This is a genomic window from Roseovarius aestuarii (assembly GCF_019966515.1).
GTDB classification, from domain to species: domain Bacteria; phylum Pseudomonadota; class Alphaproteobacteria; order Rhodobacterales; family Rhodobacteraceae; genus Roseovarius; species Roseovarius aestuarii.
On the sequence record NZ_JAIMIB010000012.1, the window covers coordinates 55,901 to 75,617 of the forward strand.

Annotated in this window: 20 protein-coding genes and 1 riboswitch; of the genes, 10 read left to right on the forward strand and 10 right to left on the reverse strand. The window is 58.2% G+C overall.

The window, feature by feature from the left end:
- Positions 1-53 precede the first annotated feature (53 nt).
- On the forward strand, positions 54-926 hold the full coding sequence (locus LC334_RS14595; protein ID WP_085799635.1) for an NAD(P)-dependent oxidoreductase: 873 nt from the start codon (positions 54-56) through the stop codon (positions 924-926).
- Here the strand turns inward: LC334_RS14595 and LC334_RS14600 are convergent.
- On the reverse strand, positions 923-1,495 hold the full coding sequence (locus LC334_RS14600) for a TetR/AcrR family transcriptional regulator (protein ID WP_223413014.1): 573 nt from the start codon (positions 1,493-1,495) through the stop codon (positions 923-925). The genes LC334_RS14595 and LC334_RS14600 overlap by 4 nt on opposite strands.
- A gap of 119 nt (positions 1,496-1,614) precedes the next feature.
- Here LC334_RS14600 and LC334_RS14605 point away from each other — a divergent pair, with 119 nt between their 5' ends.
- Complete coding sequence (locus tag LC334_RS14605) at positions 1,615-2,079, forward strand: nuclear transport factor 2 family protein (RefSeq protein ID WP_085799634.1); 465 nt, start codon at positions 1,615-1,617, stop codon at positions 2,077-2,079.
- 9 nt (positions 2,080-2,088) lie between these two features.
- Positions 2,089-2,718, forward strand: a complete 630-nt coding sequence (locus LC334_RS14610) for a pyridoxamine 5'-phosphate oxidase family protein (RefSeq protein WP_085799633.1) — start codon at positions 2,089-2,091, stop codon at positions 2,716-2,718.
- Between the two features lie 24 nt (positions 2,719-2,742).
- Here the strand turns inward: LC334_RS14610 and thiD are convergent, their stop codons facing one another.
- The 8 genes from thiD to LC334_RS14650 form a co-directional block, all read right to left on the reverse strand.
- Positions 2,743-3,474, reverse strand: coding sequence for a bifunctional hydroxymethylpyrimidine kinase/phosphomethylpyrimidine kinase (gene thiD, locus LC334_RS14615; protein ID WP_085799632.1), 732 nt, complete (start codon positions 3,472-3,474; stop codon positions 2,743-2,745).
- The gene (locus LC334_RS14620) at positions 3,471-4,442 is read right to left on the reverse strand and encodes a HesA/MoeB/ThiF family protein (RefSeq protein ID WP_085799796.1); all 972 of its coding nucleotides are present in this window, start codon (positions 4,440-4,442) and stop codon (positions 3,471-3,473) included. The genes thiD and LC334_RS14620 overlap by 4 nt, the downstream gene beginning before the upstream one ends.
- On the reverse strand, positions 4,439-5,032 hold the full coding sequence (locus LC334_RS14625; protein ID WP_085799631.1) for a thiamine phosphate synthase: 594 nt from the start codon (positions 5,030-5,032) through the stop codon (positions 4,439-4,441). Before LC334_RS14625 ends, LC334_RS14620 begins: the two co-directional genes overlap by 4 nt.
- Complete coding sequence (locus tag LC334_RS14630) at positions 5,032-5,799, reverse strand: thiazole synthase (RefSeq protein ID WP_085799630.1); 768 nt, start codon at positions 5,797-5,799, stop codon at positions 5,032-5,034. Before LC334_RS14630 ends, LC334_RS14625 begins: the two co-directional genes overlap by 1 nt.
- A 3-nt stretch (positions 5,800-5,802) precedes the next feature.
- On the reverse strand, positions 5,803-6,000 hold the full coding sequence (thiS, locus tag LC334_RS14635) for a sulfur carrier protein ThiS (RefSeq protein ID WP_085799629.1): 198 nt from the start codon (positions 5,998-6,000) through the stop codon (positions 5,803-5,805).
- Complete coding sequence (locus LC334_RS14640) at positions 5,969-6,937, reverse strand: FAD-dependent oxidoreductase (protein ID WP_085799628.1); 969 nt, start codon at positions 6,935-6,937, stop codon at positions 5,969-5,971. Before LC334_RS14640 ends, thiS begins: the two co-directional genes overlap by 32 nt.
- Positions 6,934-8,745, reverse strand: a complete 1,812-nt coding sequence (gene thiC / locus LC334_RS14645) for a phosphomethylpyrimidine synthase ThiC (RefSeq protein WP_085799627.1) — start codon at positions 8,743-8,745, stop codon at positions 6,934-6,936. Before thiC ends, LC334_RS14640 begins: the two co-directional genes overlap by 4 nt.
- A 107-nt stretch (positions 8,746-8,852) precedes the next feature.
- Positions 8,853-8,974: riboswitch (TPP riboswitch) on the reverse strand.
- Positions 8,975-9,218: 244 nt separating this feature from the next.
- A complete protein-coding gene (locus LC334_RS14650) occupies positions 9,219-10,145 on the reverse strand; it encodes a LysR family transcriptional regulator (protein ID WP_085799626.1) in 927 nt (308 codons plus the stop codon).
- A gap of 160 nt (positions 10,146-10,305) precedes the next feature.
- On the opposite strand from LC334_RS14650, the gene LC334_RS14655 reads away from it, so the two are divergent.
- From LC334_RS14655 to LC334_RS14675, 5 genes are all read left to right on the forward strand, one after another.
- Entirely contained in the window at positions 10,306-11,649 is a 1,344-nt protein-coding gene (locus LC334_RS14655; protein ID WP_223413015.1) for an NAD(P)/FAD-dependent oxidoreductase, read from the forward strand.
- 101 nt (positions 11,650-11,750) lie between these two features.
- Positions 11,751-12,791 (forward strand): polyamine ABC transporter substrate-binding protein, encoded by a 1,041-nt coding sequence (locus LC334_RS14660; protein ID WP_085799625.1) that lies wholly within the window; start codon positions 11,751-11,753, stop codon positions 12,789-12,791.
- Between the two features lie 70 nt (positions 12,792-12,861).
- Entirely contained in the window at positions 12,862-13,950 is a 1,089-nt protein-coding gene (locus LC334_RS14665) for an ABC transporter ATP-binding protein (RefSeq protein ID WP_085799624.1), read from the forward strand.
- 11 nt (positions 13,951-13,961) lie between these two features.
- Positions 13,962-14,831 (forward strand): ABC transporter permease, encoded by an 870-nt coding sequence (locus LC334_RS14670; protein ID WP_085799623.1) that lies wholly within the window; start codon positions 13,962-13,964, stop codon positions 14,829-14,831.
- Positions 14,831-15,655 (forward strand): ABC transporter permease, encoded by an 825-nt coding sequence (locus LC334_RS14675; RefSeq protein WP_085799622.1) that lies wholly within the window; start codon positions 14,831-14,833, stop codon positions 15,653-15,655. The genes LC334_RS14670 and LC334_RS14675 overlap by 1 nt, the downstream gene beginning before the upstream one ends.
- A 130-nt stretch (positions 15,656-15,785) precedes the next feature.
- On the opposite strand, the gene LC334_RS14680 is transcribed toward LC334_RS14675, so the two are convergent.
- Positions 15,786-16,733, reverse strand: a complete 948-nt coding sequence (locus LC334_RS14680) for a LysR family transcriptional regulator (RefSeq protein ID WP_085799621.1) — start codon at positions 16,731-16,733, stop codon at positions 15,786-15,788.
- Positions 16,734-16,837: 104 nt separating this feature from the next.
- Between LC334_RS14680 and LC334_RS14685 the strand changes: the two genes are divergently transcribed.
- Positions 16,838-17,731, forward strand: a complete 894-nt coding sequence (locus LC334_RS14685; RefSeq protein WP_223413016.1) for a dimethylarginine dimethylaminohydrolase family protein — start codon at positions 16,838-16,840, stop codon at positions 17,729-17,731.
- A 178-nt stretch (positions 17,732-17,909) separates the two neighbouring features.
- Positions 17,910-19,442: an ABC transporter substrate-binding protein gene (locus LC334_RS14690; RefSeq protein WP_223413017.1), complete on the forward strand. Its 1,533-nt coding sequence runs from the start codon at positions 17,910-17,912 to the stop codon at positions 19,440-19,442.
- Positions 19,443-19,717 lie beyond the last annotated feature (275 nt).

Here is a 19,717-nt window from a genome sequence, read left to right on the forward strand (position 1 = left end):
CTAGGCTGGGATAGTCAGAAATCCGAAGCGAGACAATGGCAAGAGGAAAGAAGATGGCAAAGCTGGCATTTCTGGGCCTAGGCGTAATGGGATATCCGATGGCGGGGCATCTGCAAGCCGCTGGTCACGAGGTCTGTGTTTATAACCGAACCTCGGCAAAGGCACAGAAATGGGTAGAGCAACATGGCGGCGCGATGTCCGAGACGCCGCGCGGAGCGGCAGAGGGCGCGTCAATCATTATGGCCTGCGTCGGCAATGACGACGATCTGCGATCTGTCTGTCAGGGCGATGAAGGCGCATTTGCCGGGATGTCCGACGGGGCGATCTTCGTGGATCACACCACCGTGTCCGACGCGGTCACGACCGAGCTTTATGCTGCGGCGGCCGAGGCGGGACTGTCTTTTGTCGATGCGCCGATCTCAGGCGGGCAGGCTGGCGCCGAAAACGGCGTTCTGTCGATCATGTGTGGCGGTGATCAGGCCGCTTATGACGCGGTGGAGCCAGTCATCTCGATCTATGCCAAAATCTGCCGCCGCATCGGCGACAGCGGGGCCGGACAGAAAACCAAGATGTGCAACCAGATTGCCATTGCCGGGCTGGTTCAGGGGTTGAGCGAGGCGCTGCACTTCGCCGAGAAATCCGGGCTTGACGGTCGCGCCGTGGTCGAGGTCATCAGCCAGGGCGCCGCGGGTAGCTGGCAGATGGCCAACCGGTACGAAACCATGCTGGACGACGAGTTCGAGCACGGGTTCGCCGTAGACTGGATGCGCAAGGACCTGGGGATATGCCTGTCTACCGCCAATGGGAACGGGGCCTCGCTGCCGGTCACGGCCCTTGTCGATCAGTTCTACAAGGATGTGCAGAAAATGGGTGGCGGGCGTTGGGATACTTCCAGCCTGTTCAAGCGGCTCCGCAAGCTGGATTAGGCCGCCAACAGCACCCGTGCGGCCTCTTTGGCGTCACGTGCGGCGGTCGCGCTGCGTGTGACATGGGCGGCGATGATCGCACCTTCCTTCAAAAGCATCATCTGGCGGGCAATCCGGTCGGGGTTCGGCAGTTCTGCCTGCTTGGCCAAGCCGCGAATATAGCTTTGAATTAAGAGCTTGTGCTCGGCTGATTGCGCGCGGACCGGATGCTGTTTATCCTGAAATTCGGCTGACGCGTTGATAAACATGCAACCGCTGAAACCGGGCATCCCGAACCATTCTTCCAGAACATCGAAAAGTGCAAGGATACGGTCGGACGGGGTGGCGGCAATTTTTTCGATGCGCTGAACCATCCAGTTTCGAAACTGCTCGTCGCGCAATTTCAGGGCCGCAAGGATCAGGTCATCCTTGGTTTTGAAATGCTTGTACATCGAGGTTTTGGAGATGCCGGTTTCCGCCACCAGCCGGTCCATCCCGGTGGCGTTAAAGCCATTCTGGTAAAAAACACCAAGTGCTTTCTCGACAAGTTCGTTCCGCTTGGTTTGCCGCATGGTGGGTTTCTCACGCATAATTCCGCTGTTGATCAAACGGGATACAGGATTATCGCCACAAGTGCGAGCAAAAAGGTTGACAGATCGGTACACTTACATATAGTTTACCGATCGGTACACTATATTGGAGACCTCCCGTGCCACGCCCACCTCTGCCGCCCTTCACCGCCGAAACCGCCGCCCAAAAGATACGCGCCGCCGAAGATGCGTGGAACACGCGCGACCCGGAGGTGGTGGCGCCGGCTTATACGACCGACAGCCGCTGGCGAAACCGGTCGACCTTCATCACTGGCGTGGCCGAGATCAAGGACTTCCTGACCAAGAAGTGGCATCACGAAAAAGAATATCGGCTGATCAAGGAGCTCTGGGCTTTTAACGGCAATCGCATCGCCGCGCGCTTTGCCTATGAATGGCACAACGATGCCGGGCTGTGGTTCCGCTCTTATGGCAATGAAAACTGGGAGTTTGACGCCGACGGGTTGATGACGACACGCCATGCCAGCATCAACGATCTGCCTATTCCCGAAAAAGACCGCAAATTTCGTTGGCCGCAGGGCAGGCGGCCGATTGATCATCCCGGGTTAGGTGATCTGGGTCTATAGGAGGCAACAATGGCAAAAGCATTCGCAGAACGGACCTTCACCCAAGAAGTACGTCAAATTCAGGAACGGCAGGGATCCGCCCGCAGCTATGACAGGTTTCTGAGCGCCGAGGCGCCAGCCGACGATAGATTGGGTCCGCGCGAGATTCAGTTCATCAGTCAACGAGATGGATTTTACCAGGCAACCGTGTCCGAGACCGGCTGGCCCTATGTTCAGTTCCGGGGTGGTCCGCGCGGCTTTCTGAAGGTGCTTGATGATCAAACCATCGCCTATGCCGATTTTCGAGGCAATCGTCAGTATATCAGCGCGGGCAATCTGACCAAAGACGACAGAATTGCGATGATCCTGGTTGATTACCCGAACTCCGCCCGGGTCAAGGTTTTGGGTCGTGCGCGTCTGGTTGAGGCTGCCGATGATCCTCTGTTGGTCGAACGTCTGCAGGATGAAACCTATCGTGGCCGTCCCGAGCGTGCGGTTGTCATCACGGTCGAAGGCTTTGACTGGAACTGCCCTCAGCATTTGCCGGTTCGCCTGACAATGGAAGAGATGCGGCCCATACTGGAACCGTTTCAAGCGGAACTGGCGACGCTTAAGGCCGAAAACGCTGCGTTGAAGGCCAGGCTTGCAGCAGCAAGCTGAGCCGGTCACGGGGCGTGAACATCGTCACGCATTCCTGTCGTGACCCGCGATCCAGTTTTGCATGTAATTTTTCGCCCGTCTGCATGCGTCCCGAAGAGGACGGTCAGAAGCCAGTTCGCAGGCCACTGCTGTCGCAAGTGAACAGCCCGTTCCGCGTTTGTGCAATGTCAGGCGAGGCAGGCAAAACCGATGGCGGTCAAGAGTGTCAAACAGGTGATCACAGCAGATGTCGCCACATCCGTGCCCACCCTTTATCAGAACCGCCTTTGCCCCTTTCTTGCGCAAGGCCTCTGCCTGCACCGACAATTCAGCATCACAATTCGCAAACGTCCGATTGCTCAGGCGTGCGGCTTCTTCCAGATTGGGTGTCAGCAGGGTCGCGATTGCGATAAGCCCCTGCAAAGAGCCCGCGTCGCTTAGTGTGCGTCCTGAGCTGGATTTCAGTACCGGGTCCAAGACGATGGGTACATTACGGCTTGTCAATGCGTCGGCAATGGCATCGCCGGCAGCGCCTGTTCCGACCATCCCGACCTTGATCGCATCCGGCGGCGTATCGGCGAAAGCAGCGTTGATCTGCGCGGTAATCACTGCAGCGGGCACCTCGTGGATCAACCGTACCGCCGTGTTCGTTTGTGCAGTGACGCAGGTCACCACGGGTTTGGCGAGGTGGCGATAGTCGTTTGTCACTGCGATATCGCGGGCGAGCCCCGCACCACCACTGCTGTCGGTGCCGCCGATGAGCAGTACCCGTTTCATTCGCAGGCGGTCGCTGCCAGAAGGGCCAGGTTGTCGTGACCCTTAGCCTGCAGACACTCGGCTGCCCTCCAGGCGCGTAATCCGGAGGCGCAGCACAAGACCACGCGCTGCGCAGGGTCTGGTTGGAGATCATCGATGCTATGGGTGCTTAGGCGCTGCGCTTGCGGCGCTATGATCTCCGGCGCTTCTTCTGCGCTGCGTAGTTCAATCACCTGATCCGCTGGGCGAATTTCTGATCGTGACACAAAGGGCACGGCTATTTGCGGCTCTGGCGCGGCGTGAAACGCGAATCCGTCAAATCGCGGCCGCTGCATGTCGAGCGTTACAATCTGACCCAGCGGCGAGGGGGTGTGGTGCAGGAGGACTTGCAGTGTCATCTGCGCCTGTAGCGCTCCGATCATGCCGACGACCGGGCCTAATACGCCTGCGCTGGCGCATGTTGCACCGCGATCCGGCAGTCTGGGAAACACAGCGCGCAATGAGGGCGCGCCGTGACCACAAAAGCCGCCCGCGTACCCCTTTTGCCCAAGCGCACTGGCCGAGATCAGGGGCACGCCCTGACGGTGGCACGTATCGGACAGCATGTAGGACACTGCAAAACTGTCAGCGGCATCGACCACCACATCTGCTGCGGCTACCAGCAGCGGTGCATTGCCCGGATGCAGGGTCTGAACCCGGGCATCAATGGTCAGTTCAGGATTAGCCGCCCGCAGATGCGCACGGGCCGCCAGGGCCTTGGCGCACCCCAGATCGGACATGCGATAGAGCGGTTGCCGGTGCAGGTTGCTTTCCTCGACATGATCGGGGTCCAGCAACGTGATCCGCCCCACACCTGCCCCGGCGAGGTATTGCAGCACCGGGCATCCCAACCCACCCGCGCCCACGACCAGCACGTGGGCCTTTGTTAACCTGCGCTGTCCTTCCACGCCGACCTCTGGCAGTGTCATCTGACGCAGGTAGCGGCTCATGAAGCGCAGACCCTGATCCATTCGCGCGTACGCGCCTCGGGATCGTCTGCTTGCTGAATGTCGGTCACTACCGCCACGCTGTCGGCCCCTGCGGCGATAACGCCGGGCACTCGATCAGTCGTGAGCCCGCCAATGGCGACCAGTGGCGTATTACCCGCCATCCGTTTCCAACGGGCGACTCGGTCTAGCCCTTGGGGCGGCCATTTCATTTCCTTCAGCAGCGTCGGGTAGACTGGGCCAAGGGCTACATAATCCGGATCAAGCGACAAGGCGCGCTCCAGCTCGTCCTCATCGTGGGTCGAAAGGCCAAAACGGACCCCCGCGCGTCGCAGGGCGGGAAAATCTGCGCTCTCCATATCCTCTTGGCCCAGATGGACAAACCCACAACGCAGGTCCAACGCCGCCTGCCAGTAATCGTTGATCACAAGCTGCGCACGATGCACTGCACAGAAATCGCGGGCGCGGATGATCTGACGGCGTAACTCCGTGTCGTCCTGGCCCTTGATCCGCAGTTGCACCAGCCTGACGCCCTGCGGCACCAGAAGTTCAAGGCGACCGACATGGCCAACGATCAGATAGAACTTTTCCATCATGCCAGTTCCGCCAGGCCAAGGATCGGGGTTGAAGGTACCGCCATATCGCACCGCTCCATCGGGGTGGCGAGAAACCCGGCACGCCCGGCCTGGACCGCCAACGCCATAGCCCGCGCCATTTGTACCGGATCACCCGCGGTGGCGACGGCGGTGTTCAACAGCACCGCGTCAAAGCCCAGTTCCGTGGCTTGTGCCGCATCAGACGGGCGGCCGATTCCGGCATCAATTATTAGCGGAATATCAGGGAAATGCCCGCGCATGGCTTTTAGCGCTTCCGGGGCACGCAGCCCCTGGCCGGATCCGATAGGCGCGCCCCAGGGCATCAGAACCTCGCAGCCTGCGTCGATCAGTTTTTCGCCGACAACCAGATCGTCGGTGGTGTAGGGAAATACCTTGAAACCATCGGCAGACAGCACCCGCGCGGCCTCGACCAAGCCAAAGACATCAGGCTGCAACGTGTCGGAATGTCCGATCACCTCCAATTTGATCCAATCGGTTTCGAACACATCGCGGGCCATATGCGCGGTCGTTATGGCTTCTTGCGCCGTATGGCATCCGGCGGTGTTGGGCAGGGTGCGGCAGCCGGTTTCTTGCAGAATCTCAAAGAACCCCATGCCCGACCCACCTGCGCTTTCCCGGCGCAGCGAGACGGTGATGATCTCAGCTCCGCTTGCCTCTATTGCCTTGGTCAGGACCGCAGGTGACGGGTATTGGGCAGTGCCCAGCAGCAAGGGAGAGCCAATTTCCGTGCCGTAAAGTTGCATTGCTTAGCCTCCCTGCATTGGGGCGAGAACTTCCACCCGATCTCCATCGCGCAACATGGTGGTGTTGCGTGCCTCGCGCGGTACAAAACTGCCATTCAGGGCGGTCGCCACGGCGGGGCTGGTGAAACCCAGTTCGGTCAGTGCGGTGGACAATATTTCGCTGGTCACCTCATGCGTGACAGCGTTCACTACGATCTTCATGCTTGTTTTCCTGAAAGAATTGGGTTGCCAACTGGCCCGCCAGAGCGGGGGCCAGCAGAAATCCGTGCCGATAGAGACCATTCACATGGACGGTGTCGCCGACGCGGGTCAACCGCGGTACATTATCGGCAAAAGCGGGCCGCAGGCCGATGCCGGTTTCGATCACGCTTGCCTCGCCCAACCCCGGATGCAGGGCGAAGGCGGCGCTCAGCAATTCCAGCATCGATCGCAGGGTAATTGGCCGTGATGCGTTGCTTTCGACCATCGTCGCGCCGATCATGTAAATGCCCTGTTCCCGCGGCACGAGGTAAAGCGGTATGCGCGGATGCAAAAAACGGATGGTGCGAGTGAAGTGAACGTCCGTTGTCTTGATCATGGCCATTTCACCCCGGACCGGGCGCAAGCCGGGTAGGGCGGCGGCTATCCCCCGACAATCAACATCAACGGATTCCGGCGCTGGTGTTCCATAGCGGATATCAACACCAAGGGTCTGCACTGCCATCGCTAGATCCGCCAGTGCCCTGCGCGGGTCGAGATGGGCCTCGTCCTCGAAGAACAGCGCCTGACTGAAACGCCCGGTCAATGCAGGTTCCAGTGCGGCCACGCCGGTGCGATCAAGCAGCTTGTGCTGCTCGGTGCATCGTGCAAAACGCGTCAGTTCCGCCCGGTCACGCGGCGGGGCTACAACCATCGTGCCCCGCCGTGCCACCGGGGTGATCTTTTCCCACCAGTCGATCGCACCCGCAGCCAGGCGCGACACTTCAGCATCGGCTGTCTCGGCTTCGCACCAGGGGGCCAGCATGCCGCCGGCAAACCATGAACACCGATTGTCCGATGGCGCTTTGCCAATCTCATAAACCGTGACGGGTGCGCCACGGCGCGCCAGTTCCAGCGCGCAGGCAAGGCCGGCCACACCCGCCCCGGCAATGGTGATCATTCGCCCGGTTCCGTAACAGGCTCACCCACCGGGACATAGAGATCACCACCTTCGCGGAATTTGGCTGCCATGGCCTCCATCCCCGCTTTCTGTGCCTCGGCACGGATGTCATGTGAAATCCGCATCGAGCAAAATTTGGGCCCGCACATGGAGCAGAAATGGGCTACCTTATGGGCCTGTTTTGGCAGGGTTTGATCGTGGAAATCCCGCGCCGTTTCCGGGTCCAGCGACAGGTTGAACTGGTCTTCCCACCGGAATTCGAACCGCGCACGGCTGAGCGCATCATCACGCCTCTGCGCGCCGGGCAGGCCCTTGGCCAGATCGGCGGCATGGGCCGCGATCTTGTAGGTAATTACCCCGGTTTTCACATCATCGCGGTCTGGCAAACCCAGATGTTCCTTGGGCGTCACATAGCAAAGCATCGCGCAGCCAAACCAGCCAATCATTGCCGCCCCGATGCCGCTGGTGATGTGGTCATAGCCCGGCGCGATGTCGGTTGTAAGTGGTCCGAGCGTGTAGAAGGGTGCTTCTTGGCAGCACTCCAGTTGCTTCTCCATGTTCTCCTTTATCTTGTGCATGGCCACATGGCCCGGCCCCTCGATCATGACCTGGCAATCCTTGGCCCAGGCGATCCGGGTCAGTTCACCCAGCGTTTCAAGCTCGGCAAACTGCGCTTCGTCATTGGCATCCGCGATGGAACCGGGGCGCAGCCCGTCACCAAGGCTGAACGACACGTCATAGGCGCGGCAGATGTCGCAGATCTCGTCAAAATGCTCGTAGAGAAAGCTTTCGCGGTGATGATGCAGGCACCATTTGGCCATGATCGACCCGCCCCGGCTGACGATCCCGGTTACCCGATCCACCGTCATCGGCACCATGTGCAGACGCACACCCGCGTGGATGGTGAAATAATCCACACCCTGCTCGGCTTGTTCGATGAGCGTGTCGCGGAACACCTCCCATGTGAGGTCCTCGGCGATGCCGTTCACCTTCTCCAGCGCCTGATAAATCGGCACCGTGCCAATGGGGACCGGGCTGTTGCGGATGATCCATTCGCGGGTGTTGTGGATATTGCGCCCTGTGCTGAGGTCCATGACCGTGTCGGCGCCCCACCGAATGGCCCAGACCATCTTATCAACCTCTTCTTCCATCGAAGAGGTGACAGCGGAGGTGCCCATATTGGCGTTTATCTTGACCAGAAAATTGCGCCCGATGATCATCGGCTCGGATTCCGGATGGTTGATATTGGCTGGGATGATTGCCCGGCCCGCCGCAATTTCATCACGGACAAATTCCGGCGTCACGTGATCGGGAATATTCGCGCCCCAGTCATTGCCGTCACGGGACTCTGGTACGGCTTCACGCAACTGGTTTTCGCGAATAGCGACGAATTCCATTTCGGGCGTGACGATGCCCGCACGTGCATAGGCCAGTTGGGTCACCGCCTTGCCGGTTTTCGCGCGCAAGGGGCGAGGCTTTATCGGAAATTCAGGGATCAGGTGATCGCCCTCGACAACCCCGTTATCCGCCGGTTTGATATCACGGCCCTCGTATTCCTCGACATCAGCACGGGCCATGATCCAGTCGCGCCGCAGCGGTGCGACGCCTTGCCGGACATTGATCAGGATGTCGGGGTCGGTATAGGGCCCTGAACTGTCATAAACCGGAAGCGGCGGTTCGCCAGCCGTAGGATGGGTGGCGATTTCCCGCATTGGTACGCGTAGATCGGGATGCAGTGACCCGTTCACATAGATCTTGCGTGACGCAGGCAGTTCGCCCGTAGTGATTTCAGGGTTTGGGACGTACATTTTGGTGCTCCTCAAGCAGTTACTCAAAAAGACACCAGATGAGCCGCGGCTTGGGAAACGGGCGGATATAAAACTGCCCTTGTCAGTTTGCACATCACGACAAGACACGATGTGCGCCCTTAGCTTCCTACGCCAGTATCAACTGGGTCAGGTTCAAAGGGTCGCGACACTGCAGCCTTGCTGCTATTCGCCTCTCAGTCTCTCGGTTGAGACTCCCCTGCGTACGCCCTTCCTATCCAGTACAGGGATCGGAGACAAGGACAACCGGAAGGAAAATCGCACAATATCGGCAGACCTGCTCACTTGAATGGAGCGACCATCATTTTAGGGAACCGGCGCGCAAAGAATGGCCCACAAGAGGCTGAGATTTGAGGGGTTTTTACTTGGGCATGATGGGCCGGAGACTGACGGGGTGCGCGATGCCGGGCCTGGATACGGTCAGAATATCCTGAAGCCCGGTTGGGGCCTGCGGTTCATCTTGAATCGTCGGCTTTACCAGAACGCTTCGGGATCGCGTATTGCTGAAGCGTCTCGCCGATGCGTTTCTCGAATTGGGTCGCTGCGATACCGACGGGTTGGCCCTTGTTGGTTATTACTGCAAGCTCGTGAATGATCTTGGGGGCGAACGGCCGCCAGACCACCCCGTCTGCAAGGGCCGCCTTTCCGTTTACGGGGTCAATGATCGAAATGTTGTTTCCGGCCGCGACAAGGTTTCTAGCAATGGCGTAAAAGTAGCTGGACGCATTGTGGATCAGGGACATTTCTGCAAGCGACATTATTTCCGCAAGCTGACGGTCGATACTGTGGTCCCCGGTTATCGCTATGACCGGACGGTTATTCAGGTCCTTCGGGGTAATGATTTCCAGCCGTGCGAGCGGATCATCCTCGCGCATGATGCAAACACATTCCATATGCACCAGTTTTGTATTCAGCCCGGCAACCGGTACAGGTGCATCGATAAGCCCGATATCAATTTGCCTGCTGCCGACCCAAGAGGCGATCCTACGCGAGCTGTGCACGCGTAGCTCTACATGGGTGCCGGGATAGTCACGCTGAAACTCGGCAATGACTTTGGGCAGAAAATTATAGGACATGGCGCCATTGGTTGCGACACTGATGCCTGCCGTCGCGCCTGAACGGATTTCATCGGCACGCTGTTCGACCCGGGTCAGTGCCGTAATACCCTGTTGAACTTCCTCATGCAGTAGAATGGCCTCGTTTGTCGGGGCGAAAAAACCGCGGTCACGGTGGAACAGGCGGAATCCCAGTTCGGCCTCGAAGTTTCCCAGTGCAACACTTACGGCCGGTTGCGACAAGTTGAGCCGCTGCGCCGCCCGAGACACCGAGCCTGCGTCAAACAAGGCGCTGAATACCTCCAGATGTCGCAGCTTTAACCGCATATTTCGTCACCCGTTTTGTATAAATTTATCGTATACTAATATTATCCATATTGAATTGATTAATTCACCCCCCCTCACTAACCTCACCGGATGGTGACGCAATGCGATTTTCAGAGGGCGGCGGTATCTGAACAGGCTGCTGCGCTGGCAGGGGGGAAACTTGACCGCTCGGGCTGACCAAACAAGCAAAGATCCGATCTGGGCCGACAACTGGAAGGAGACCCCGTTCTGGCTGGACGGGTGCCCGGCTGAGTCTGACCTGCCCGGTCAGTTGCCCGAAACCGCGGATGTGGTGATTGTCGGCTCGGGCTACACGGGGTTGAACGCGGCGATTGAGACTGCACGCGCCGGTCGGTCGACCCTCGTGCTTGACGCTGAAAATCCCGGTTGGGGCTGCAGTACGCGAAATGGCGGGCAGATCAGCACCAGCGTGAAACCCTCGTTGCAGAAACTTTCAGCCAAGTATGGCGTGGCGCGCGCACGCGCGATCCGTCGCGAAGGGGAAAACGCGCTTGATTGGATCGAAGACCGTATCGCCAGTGAGGGTATCAGGTGTGATTTTCGCCGGGCGGGCCGGTTTCATGCCGCGCATAGCGCAGAAAGCTATGAGCAATTGGCCCGCGACGCGCAGCAATTGGCCCGTGAAGAAGGCGTCGAAACCTATCCCGTGCCCCGACAGGATCAGAGTTCGGAGCTGGGATCGCCAGTCTATCATGGTGGCCTAGTCTTCCCGAAACATGCCGCGCTGGATCCTGCGAAATACCATCGCGGATTATTGATGTGCGCGACTGATGCGGGCGCAACCGTCATCGGCCAGTGTAGGGTAACCGGGTTGCGGCAAAGCGCTGACGGGCATGAGGTTGTGACAGCCAAAGGTAGCGTCAGGGCGCGTGACGTGATCGTGGCCACAAACGGCTACACCGAAAAGCTGACACCTTGGTTGCAGCGCCGGGTCATCCCCATTGGCAGTTACGTGATCGCGACCGAACCGTTGAAACCTGATCTCGTGGACCGGCTTTTTCCCAAGGACCGCATCGCCAGCGACACCTGCAAGGTAGTCTATTACTACCGCACCTCGCCGGATCGCAGGCGCATTTTGTTCGGGGGCCGCGTGTCTGCGCACGAAACCGATCCCAGCGTCAGCGGCCCGCGCTTATATGACGATATGTGCCGTATTTTTCCCGAACTGCGTGGCACCCGTATTACCCATTCCTGGATGGGCACGGTCGCATATACCTTTGACGAGCTGGCCCATATTGGTCAGCGTGAGGGCATTCATTACGCGATGGGATATTGCGGATCAGGTGTGTCGATGGCGAGCTATCTGGGCATGCGGGTAGGGCAGAAGGTGCTGGGCCTCAGGGAAGGTCAGACTGCATTTGACGAACTGCCCTTTCCGACGCGACCTTTATACACCGGAAAGCCGTGGTTCCTGCCACCGGTCGTCGCCTGGTATCGTTGGCGCGACCGGATGCAATATGAAAAATCGAAGGCAATCAGTTAGGAATACCCGGACGGGGCTTCGCCAAACCGTCCGGCGCAACAACCTGGCGAATAAGGGTTGCAAAGCAAGCAAGCCCGTTAAAACAGAGGAGGAGATTGAACATGAAAACGACGATATCAACAGCCGTGGTGGCCAGTATCCTGGCATCGGCGGCGATGGCCGCGGATAAATCGGTGACGATTGCCTCATGGGGCGGATCGTATCAGGAGGCGCAAAGCAAGGCGCTGTTCGAACCCGCCGCCGCCAATACCGGTGTCGAGGTCAAACAGGAAACCTATGGTGGCATGTCGGACGTGCGTTTGCAGGTCAGTTCTGGCCAGGTCACGCTGGATATTGTCGCGAGCGGATCGGGCTCGGCGGCACGCGCCGCGGCTGAAGGCCTGCTCGAGAAGCTGGATTACGGCGTGATTGATGTGTCGAATTTTTACCCGACGCTTTATTCGGATTACTGCGTGGGCGGTGACGTGTTCTCGACCGTTTATGCCTGGAACACCGACACATTCGGCGAGGATGGCCCGCAAAGCTGGGCCGATTTCTTTGACGTGGAAAAATTCCCCGGCAAACGCGCCTATCGCGGCAAGGTCGCCGGTGCACTTGAGCCTGCCATTCTCGCGGATGGAGTCGCCCCGGAAGATGTCTATGAGGTGCTCGGTTCTGAAGAGGGGATTGAGCGTGCGCTCAATAAGATCCGGGAATTGAAGCCACATATCGACGTGTTCTGGACCTCGGGCGCACAGCACGCGCAGTTGATGAAAGATGGTGAGGTCGATATGACCACTGGCTGGAATGGCCGTTTCGACAATGCCAAGAAGGACGGCGCAAAGGTCGCCTACAGCTTCAATCAGGCATTGCTGGATTATGACTGTTTCGCCATCCCGAAAGGCGCGCCCAACAAGGACGTGGCGATGGAATTCCTGAACGAAATTTCCAAACCGGAGTATCAGGACGACCTACCGAAATATATCACCTACGGCCCGACCAACAAGGCTGCTTATGACACGGGCGAAATTACCGCCGATGTCGCCGCTGGCCTGCCGTCATCGCCGGACAATGCCGCGAAGCAGGTACCGGTATCGCTGGACTGGTATGCCGAGTGGGAAACCATTGCGGCGGAGATGTACCAGGAAATGCTGACGGAATAGGCGGCCCGCGAAAAACAAAGTCACGGGCAGGGGTATGCCCGTGGCACATAAATTGAACAGGCAAGTGACAATGACAAAGCAGGATGCGCTTCCGATCGGCGTGCGCAACGTAACCAAAACCTATGGCGACGTTCACGCGCTGGACGATGTTTCGCTCGACGTGAAAAGCGGTGAATTCCTGACCCTTCTGGGGCCGTCGGGTTCTGGCAAAACAACACTTCTGATGGTGTTGGCTGGCTTTACGCGTCCAGATCGTGGCAGCCTAAAGTTCGGTGCGGACGAGGTGGTCCGCAAACCGCCGCACCTGCGCGACGTGGGCATGGTCTTTCAGAATTACGCCCTCTTTCCGCATATGACCGTGGCCGGGAATGTGGGCTACCCGCTGCGTCTGCGTCGCGTATCCAAACCCGAACTGGCTGAGCGGGTTGAGCGCGCGCTGGAGACAGTGCAACTGGGCGGGTATGGTGAACGGTGCATCGATCAGCTGTCGGGTGGGCAAAAGCAGCGTGTCGCGCTGGCCCGCGCCATTGTTTTTGAGCCGCGCATCCTGCTGATGGACGAGCCGCTTTCTGCGCTTGATAAAAAGCTACGCGACCGGATGCAGATCGAACTGCGCCACTTGCATGAAAAACTTGGCATGACAACGGTTTACGTGACCCATGACCAGCGCGAGGCGCTGACGATGTCGGATCGTATCGCGGTTGTTAACTTCGGTCGGATCATGCAGCTTGCGACGCCACAGCAACTTTATGATCAGCCGGAAAACAGGTTTGTGGCCGATTTCATCGGCGATTCGAGTTTTCTGGATGTTGAGCGTACTGGCCGGGACATCGCCGCCGGTGGCACGGTTCTGAAAACCATACGCCCGATACCGGACGCAAACGCGCTGTCGCTGATGATGCGGCCCGAACGGGTGCGGCTGCTGGAAGGTGCGGCCGGCGACGATGTGAATGAATTTGCCGCCACAGTCAGCGAGGTCGTCTATCAGGGCGAAAGCTTCCTGCTTTATGCCCGCCTTCAGGACGGCACGGAAATGGCCGTGCGCGGCGCCATTCGCAGCGGCTCCTTCGATCGCCTGCCAAAACCGGGCGACGCTGTGCGTCTTGGCCTCGACAGCGCCGATACGGTGATCCTGGTGGGTGAGGAGCAGCGGCCGTGAGCGCAACAGACATGAACGCCGCCGGTCTGCGGCGGGATGAACGGTTGGAGCGGCTGAAGCTCTTTGGCCTGAGTTCGCCCGCTGTCCTGATTGTGCTGATCATTTTGGTTATCCCGGTCGGCTGGCTGTTCTATGTCTCGTTCATCGGGGCGGATGGCACGTTTTCGATGGAAAACTACGAGCGGATGATCAAGCGCAAATCCTACGCGCGCATATTCAGCACCACGTTCCAAGTCAGCCTGCTGACCACCGGCCTGTGCATCCTGATTGGCTATCCGCTTGCCTATTTCATGTCGCAGCTGCCCACCCGCGTGGCCAACCTGTGCCTGATCACCGTTCTGTTACCCTTCTGGACGTCGCTTCTGGTCCGGACCTATGCGTGGCTAGTGCTGTTGCAGAAAAACGGGCTGGTGAACAATTGGGCGATTTCGCTGGGCCTTTGGGACGAGCCGATCAAGATCGTGCATAACCTCAACGGGACGCTGATCGGGATGGTGCATATCATGCTGCCTTTCCTGGTGCTGCCCACCTATGGCGCGATGAAGGCGATTGACCGGGATTATCTGAAGGCCGCAGCCAATATGGGGGCGAGCCCGGCGCGGGCGTTCTGGACGGTGTTCTTTCCGCTCTCCACACCGGGGTTGTTCGCCGGGGCACTGATGGTCTTCGTCCTGTGCCTGGGCTTCTTCGTGACGCCGGCAGTGCTGGGCGGGGGCAAAGTCATCATGGTGTCGATGAAGATCGTGTCGAACATCGAGCTTTTCGTAAACTGGGGTGCGGCCAGCGCGCTTGGCGTGGTGCTCCTGGTGCTGACAGTTGCGGTCCTGTGGGTGGCGTCGCGGTTTCTAAAACTCGAACAGATGACGGGAGGCGGGCATTGATGCTGAATTGGCTACGCAGCCCCGCCTCGGAAACCCAGGTCACCCACGGCCAGCGGCTGTGGCTTTATATCTTTGCCGGGATCACCATGCTGCTCTTGGTGACACCGACGCTGATCGTCATTCCAATGTCCTTCTCGGACTCGCAATACCTCGAATTCCCGCCCGAGAAATGGTCAACCCGTTGGTACGGTCACTATTTTGGCTCAGAAGAATGGATGCGGGCGACGCGTACATCGTTCACAGCCGCGATCCTGACGATGCTGGTTGCTACGCCGATTGGCGTGTTGGCGGCGTACGGGCTGCACGCATCGAAACTCCCCTATATCCGCGCGGCATTCGTATTGCTGATCACACCGATGATGGTGCCGGTGGTGCTGGTCGCGATCGGGGCTTTTTATGCCTACGTGAAGTTGCAGATCCTTTATACCATGACCGGGCTGGTGCTGGCCCATACGATGCTGGCGATCCCGCTGGTGCTGATCGTGACCGGATCGGCGCTGAAAAGCTATGACATGAACCAGGAACTTGCCGCGCGTTCGCTGGGGGCGCCGCGATGGAAGGCGTTTCTGACGATCACCCTGCCTCAGATCAGGTTCGCGGTTGTCACCAGCGCGCTCTTGTCATTTCTGACGTCTTTTGATGAGGTTGTTGTGGCCATGTTCATCTCGGGCGGCGACAACCCGACGCTGACCCGCAACATGTTCAACGCCCTGCGCGACCAGATCGACCCCACCATTGCGTCGATCTCGACCATCATGATCGTGGTGACGACACTGATGATGGCGCTGGCGCAGATCTTCGGTCGCGGAAAATCTGACGACTGAGGCATGACATTCGACTATTGTCGTCAGGGCAAACGATCTGAACAGGAAGTTACGTGTGAACGGGTGCGATAACGAGCTTCGCCGCAAATCTATCGTGATCTCGCGCGCCTTCGGGCTTTGAATAGTCTTATCAGGTCCCGGATTTTCTGTCTGAACCTGAGATCGAGCTCTCGGGCATAACAGATGCGTAAACGAGGTTTTTGAAGGTATTCGATACCAGATTAAGGTCTACGCCGCGTTTTCTGACAAGTTTGATTTCAGAGGGTTGGTTGAATGCTCCTGCGCCGACCGACTTCATCTTCTCTTCCCGCACCCAGACTTTCGCGAAGTGTTCGGGGAGATAGCCGATGAACTTGCCGGTCAGGATCAGGTGGGCAATGCCTTCGATCTGATGCGCGAACGCGCCGGTTTTCAGATCACGTGAAATGGGGGCCACCTCGCGTTCCCTCAGGTAGGCGCGTTTGGCATATTGGGAATGCTGCAAGATTTCGCGTATTTTCGACGGATCATCCTCATCGAACAATGGATGGCCCCTGGCGCAATATAAGTCCATCTTCTCAAAGCCGACGGGTTCGTAAATCAGGCCCGGCTTGTGCTTGTGAAAGACACCGATGCCAAGCGATACCCGTGCGTCCTGCACTGCCAACTCGATATCATCGGGCGCCAGCGAGAACAGCTCGACCGTGACGTCCGGTGCCATGTCAGTGAATCTGCGCAAGGCGTTCGCAAAGGGTGACGCGTCGTTGAAAACCCAGTTGTCAACAATGGCCAGGGCAAGATTACCCACCAGTCTTCCACGAGACCCATCAATCGTTTCTCCAAATTCCTGGACGGATGCAAATAGTCGCTGGGTCGCGCGATAAACCACCTCACCGTTCTCGGTCAGGCGAAAACCGGACCTGCCGCGCTGACATAGCTTCATGCCAAATCTTGTTTCCAGATTTGTGATTTGCCGCGAGATGGTCGAGGCTGAAACATTCAGTTCGATTTGTGCGGTGGAAAAACCGCGAGTTTCGACAACGGTCATGAACACATGAAGAAGATGCAGATCAGCCTTTGTGAGAGAGGGGGGCAGCATTGTTATATGTATATTTGTGCAACTAAAGTTTTATCTTTTGTAATTTATTGCAAAAATGTTCTGCGTCAAGCTGGATGCGACAACGCAATCCAGGGAGGCAAATTGTGAAAGATCGCGCGACGCACTTTTCCAATTGGGGCATCAACAACGACTACGCGAAACTGCATGGCGTCTTGTTGGGAAAGCCCGAATATTACAGATGGGTCGAGGCCGGGCCGCTTATCGGTAGGACGCTGGCCAATGCCGAAAAGACCGGCCATCGCTTCGATCTGCAACTGGCGATGAAACAGCATGCCGAAATGGTCTCGATCTATGAAGAAAACGGGGTCAAATGCCATTATCTGCCAGCGGACGAGGCGTTGCACCGGAATTTCTTTGCCCGTGATAGCTCGGCCATGACGCCCTGGGGGCCGCTCATTTGCCATATGCAACTCAAGTGCCGCCGGGCGGATTATGCGACGGTGATCCAGTTCTATCAGGACCACGATGTGCCGATCTGGAAATTTGCCACTGCCGGGCACTTCGAAGGTGGCGATTTCAACATTATCGAACCGGGGCGGGTGTTGATCGGTTATTGCGGTGAGCGGTCCGAGAAAGAAGGTAGCGAACAGGTGGCCGAGTTCGTGCGTGCCGAAGGCTGGGAGGCCGTGGTGGCACCGATCAGCCGCGAATTTGTGCATATGGATGGGTTGATTGTGCCTCTGGCTGAGAAGCTTGCGGTGGCCTGCATCGATGCGATGGAGCCCTGGCTGGTCGAGGTTGTGCGGGGTTGGGGTATCGACATTGTAGAAGTTGAATATCGCGAGGCCAAGAACCTAGGCGTGAACCTCGTGGCGCTCGGGGATGGCAAGGTGTTGTCGATGGCGGGCGCTGAGGACCTGAACGCCAAGATGCGTGCGCTTGGCTTTGAGGTCTATGACCCCGACATGTCGATGTTCACCTTAGGTGGTGGCGGCGTGCATTGCCTTAGCCAGGCACTGTGTCGCGAGGCGGCATGACCAACGCGCCAAGTGGCTGCTAGAAGCCGAAGATGAAAAATGAAAAATTATGCTACGCTATCGAAATAACGGGGAATCGGGCGGGTACTTTTCAAGAATAACCAGGGAGACTGAAATGGAACCACTTAGCCATCTGAAGAATCAATTGAGAAGCAAGCGCATATCCAGGCGCAGCTTCATGCAGCAAGGTCTCGCGGCCGGGGTGAGCGTGTCGGCGCTGACGGTTGCTGCCGACAGGGTCTATGCCGCTACGCCCAAGAAAGGCGGCCATCTGCGTGTGGCCCGCGGGCATGGTGCCTCGACCGATATCCTTGATCCCGGCGTTATCGAAAACGGCTACACGATAGGTCTCGCATTGGGGGGCTATCAGGGCTACCTCACGCAGATCGGCGCCGATGGCAGCCTTGAGGCGTCGCTTGGCGAATCCTGGGAGGCAACGCCTGACGCAAAATCCTGGACTTTTAAGTTGCGCGAAGGGGCGGAGTTCCATAACGGGCGCTCGGTCACGGCTGATGATGTCATCACCTCGATCAACCATCACCGCGCCGAAGATTCGACCTCGGCGGCGAAACCGCTGGTCTCAGCCATCTCAGAGATGCGCGCCGACGGCAAATCCACGATCACCTTCGACCTCGAAGCGGGTAATGCCGACTTCCCGTTCATTCTGAGCGACTATCACCTGGCGATCATGCCCGCCAACGAGGACGGCAGCATGAACTGGAAGGATCATATCGGCTGCGGCTCTTACAAGATTGACGGTTTCCAGCCGGGTATCACTGCGACCCTGTCGCGCCACGAAAACCACTGGACTGACGAGGTGGCGCATTTCGACACTGTCGAGGTACTGGCGATCATCGATCAGAACGCCCGCACCACGGCGCTTGTTTCGGGCGATGTGCATGTCATTGACCGGGTTGATCTGAAGACCGCAGCGCTGCTGGAGCGTAAACCGGGCGTCAATCTCAAGAACGCCACCGGCACGCTGCACTATTCCTTCCCGATGCTGTGCGATACGGAGCCTTATACCGACAACAATGTGCGTCTTGCGGTGAAACACGCGATCAACCGTCAGGAGCTGGTTGAAAAGATCCTGTTCGGCTATGGCGAAGTCGGCAATGACCATCCGATCGGATCGGGGCAACGGTTCTTCAACAATGAGTTGGAACAGCGTGAATATGATCCCGACAAGGCAAAATTCTATCTCAAGGAATCTGGTCTGGATTCGATCGCTCTTACACTGCACGCGTCCGATGCTGCTTTTGCCGGGGCGCTGGACGCCGCGGTCCTGATCCAGAACTCTGCCAAAGGTGCCGGGATCGACCTGAAGGTCAGCCGAGAGCCGAATGACGGTTTCTGGTCCGATCACTGGATCAAGTCACCCTTCATCACCAGCTACTGGAGCGGTCGACCGGTTGAGGACCAGATGTTCTCGACCACCTATCAGACTGGTGTTTCCTGGAACGAGTCCCGCTGGTCGCACGAGCGTTTCGATAAGCTCCTGATCGAGGCACGGGCCGAACTGGACGAGACCAAGCGGCGCGACATGTACTTCGAAATGCAGAAGATCCTGAACGAGGAAGGTGGCTCGGCCATCCCGATGTTCGCCTCCTACGTCTTTGGTGTGACCGACGATGTCGGTATGCCCGATCAGGTCGCGACGAACTGGGATCTCGACGGTGAGCGTTTTATGGAGCGCTGGTGGCTTAAGTAGGCTCTTCCGACACGATTTTGGTCTGTCGGGACATCTTCCGATACGATGCCTAACCGAAGCGCCGGCCCCGTGTCGGCGCTTTTTACGGTAGAGATGTGCAGGCAAACCCTACCGAGTACAGGGCACCCATCTCAGGCAAAACGCACCGCTTTGATTGGCGGGTGGTGAGTATCGGCATTTGGCGGCCCGCCAGGCTTTTTGCATCGTATATCGGGGCAAATGTCTAAGCACTGGAGTCGGGCCAGATTATCTGACGTGTTTTGAGTTGATACATG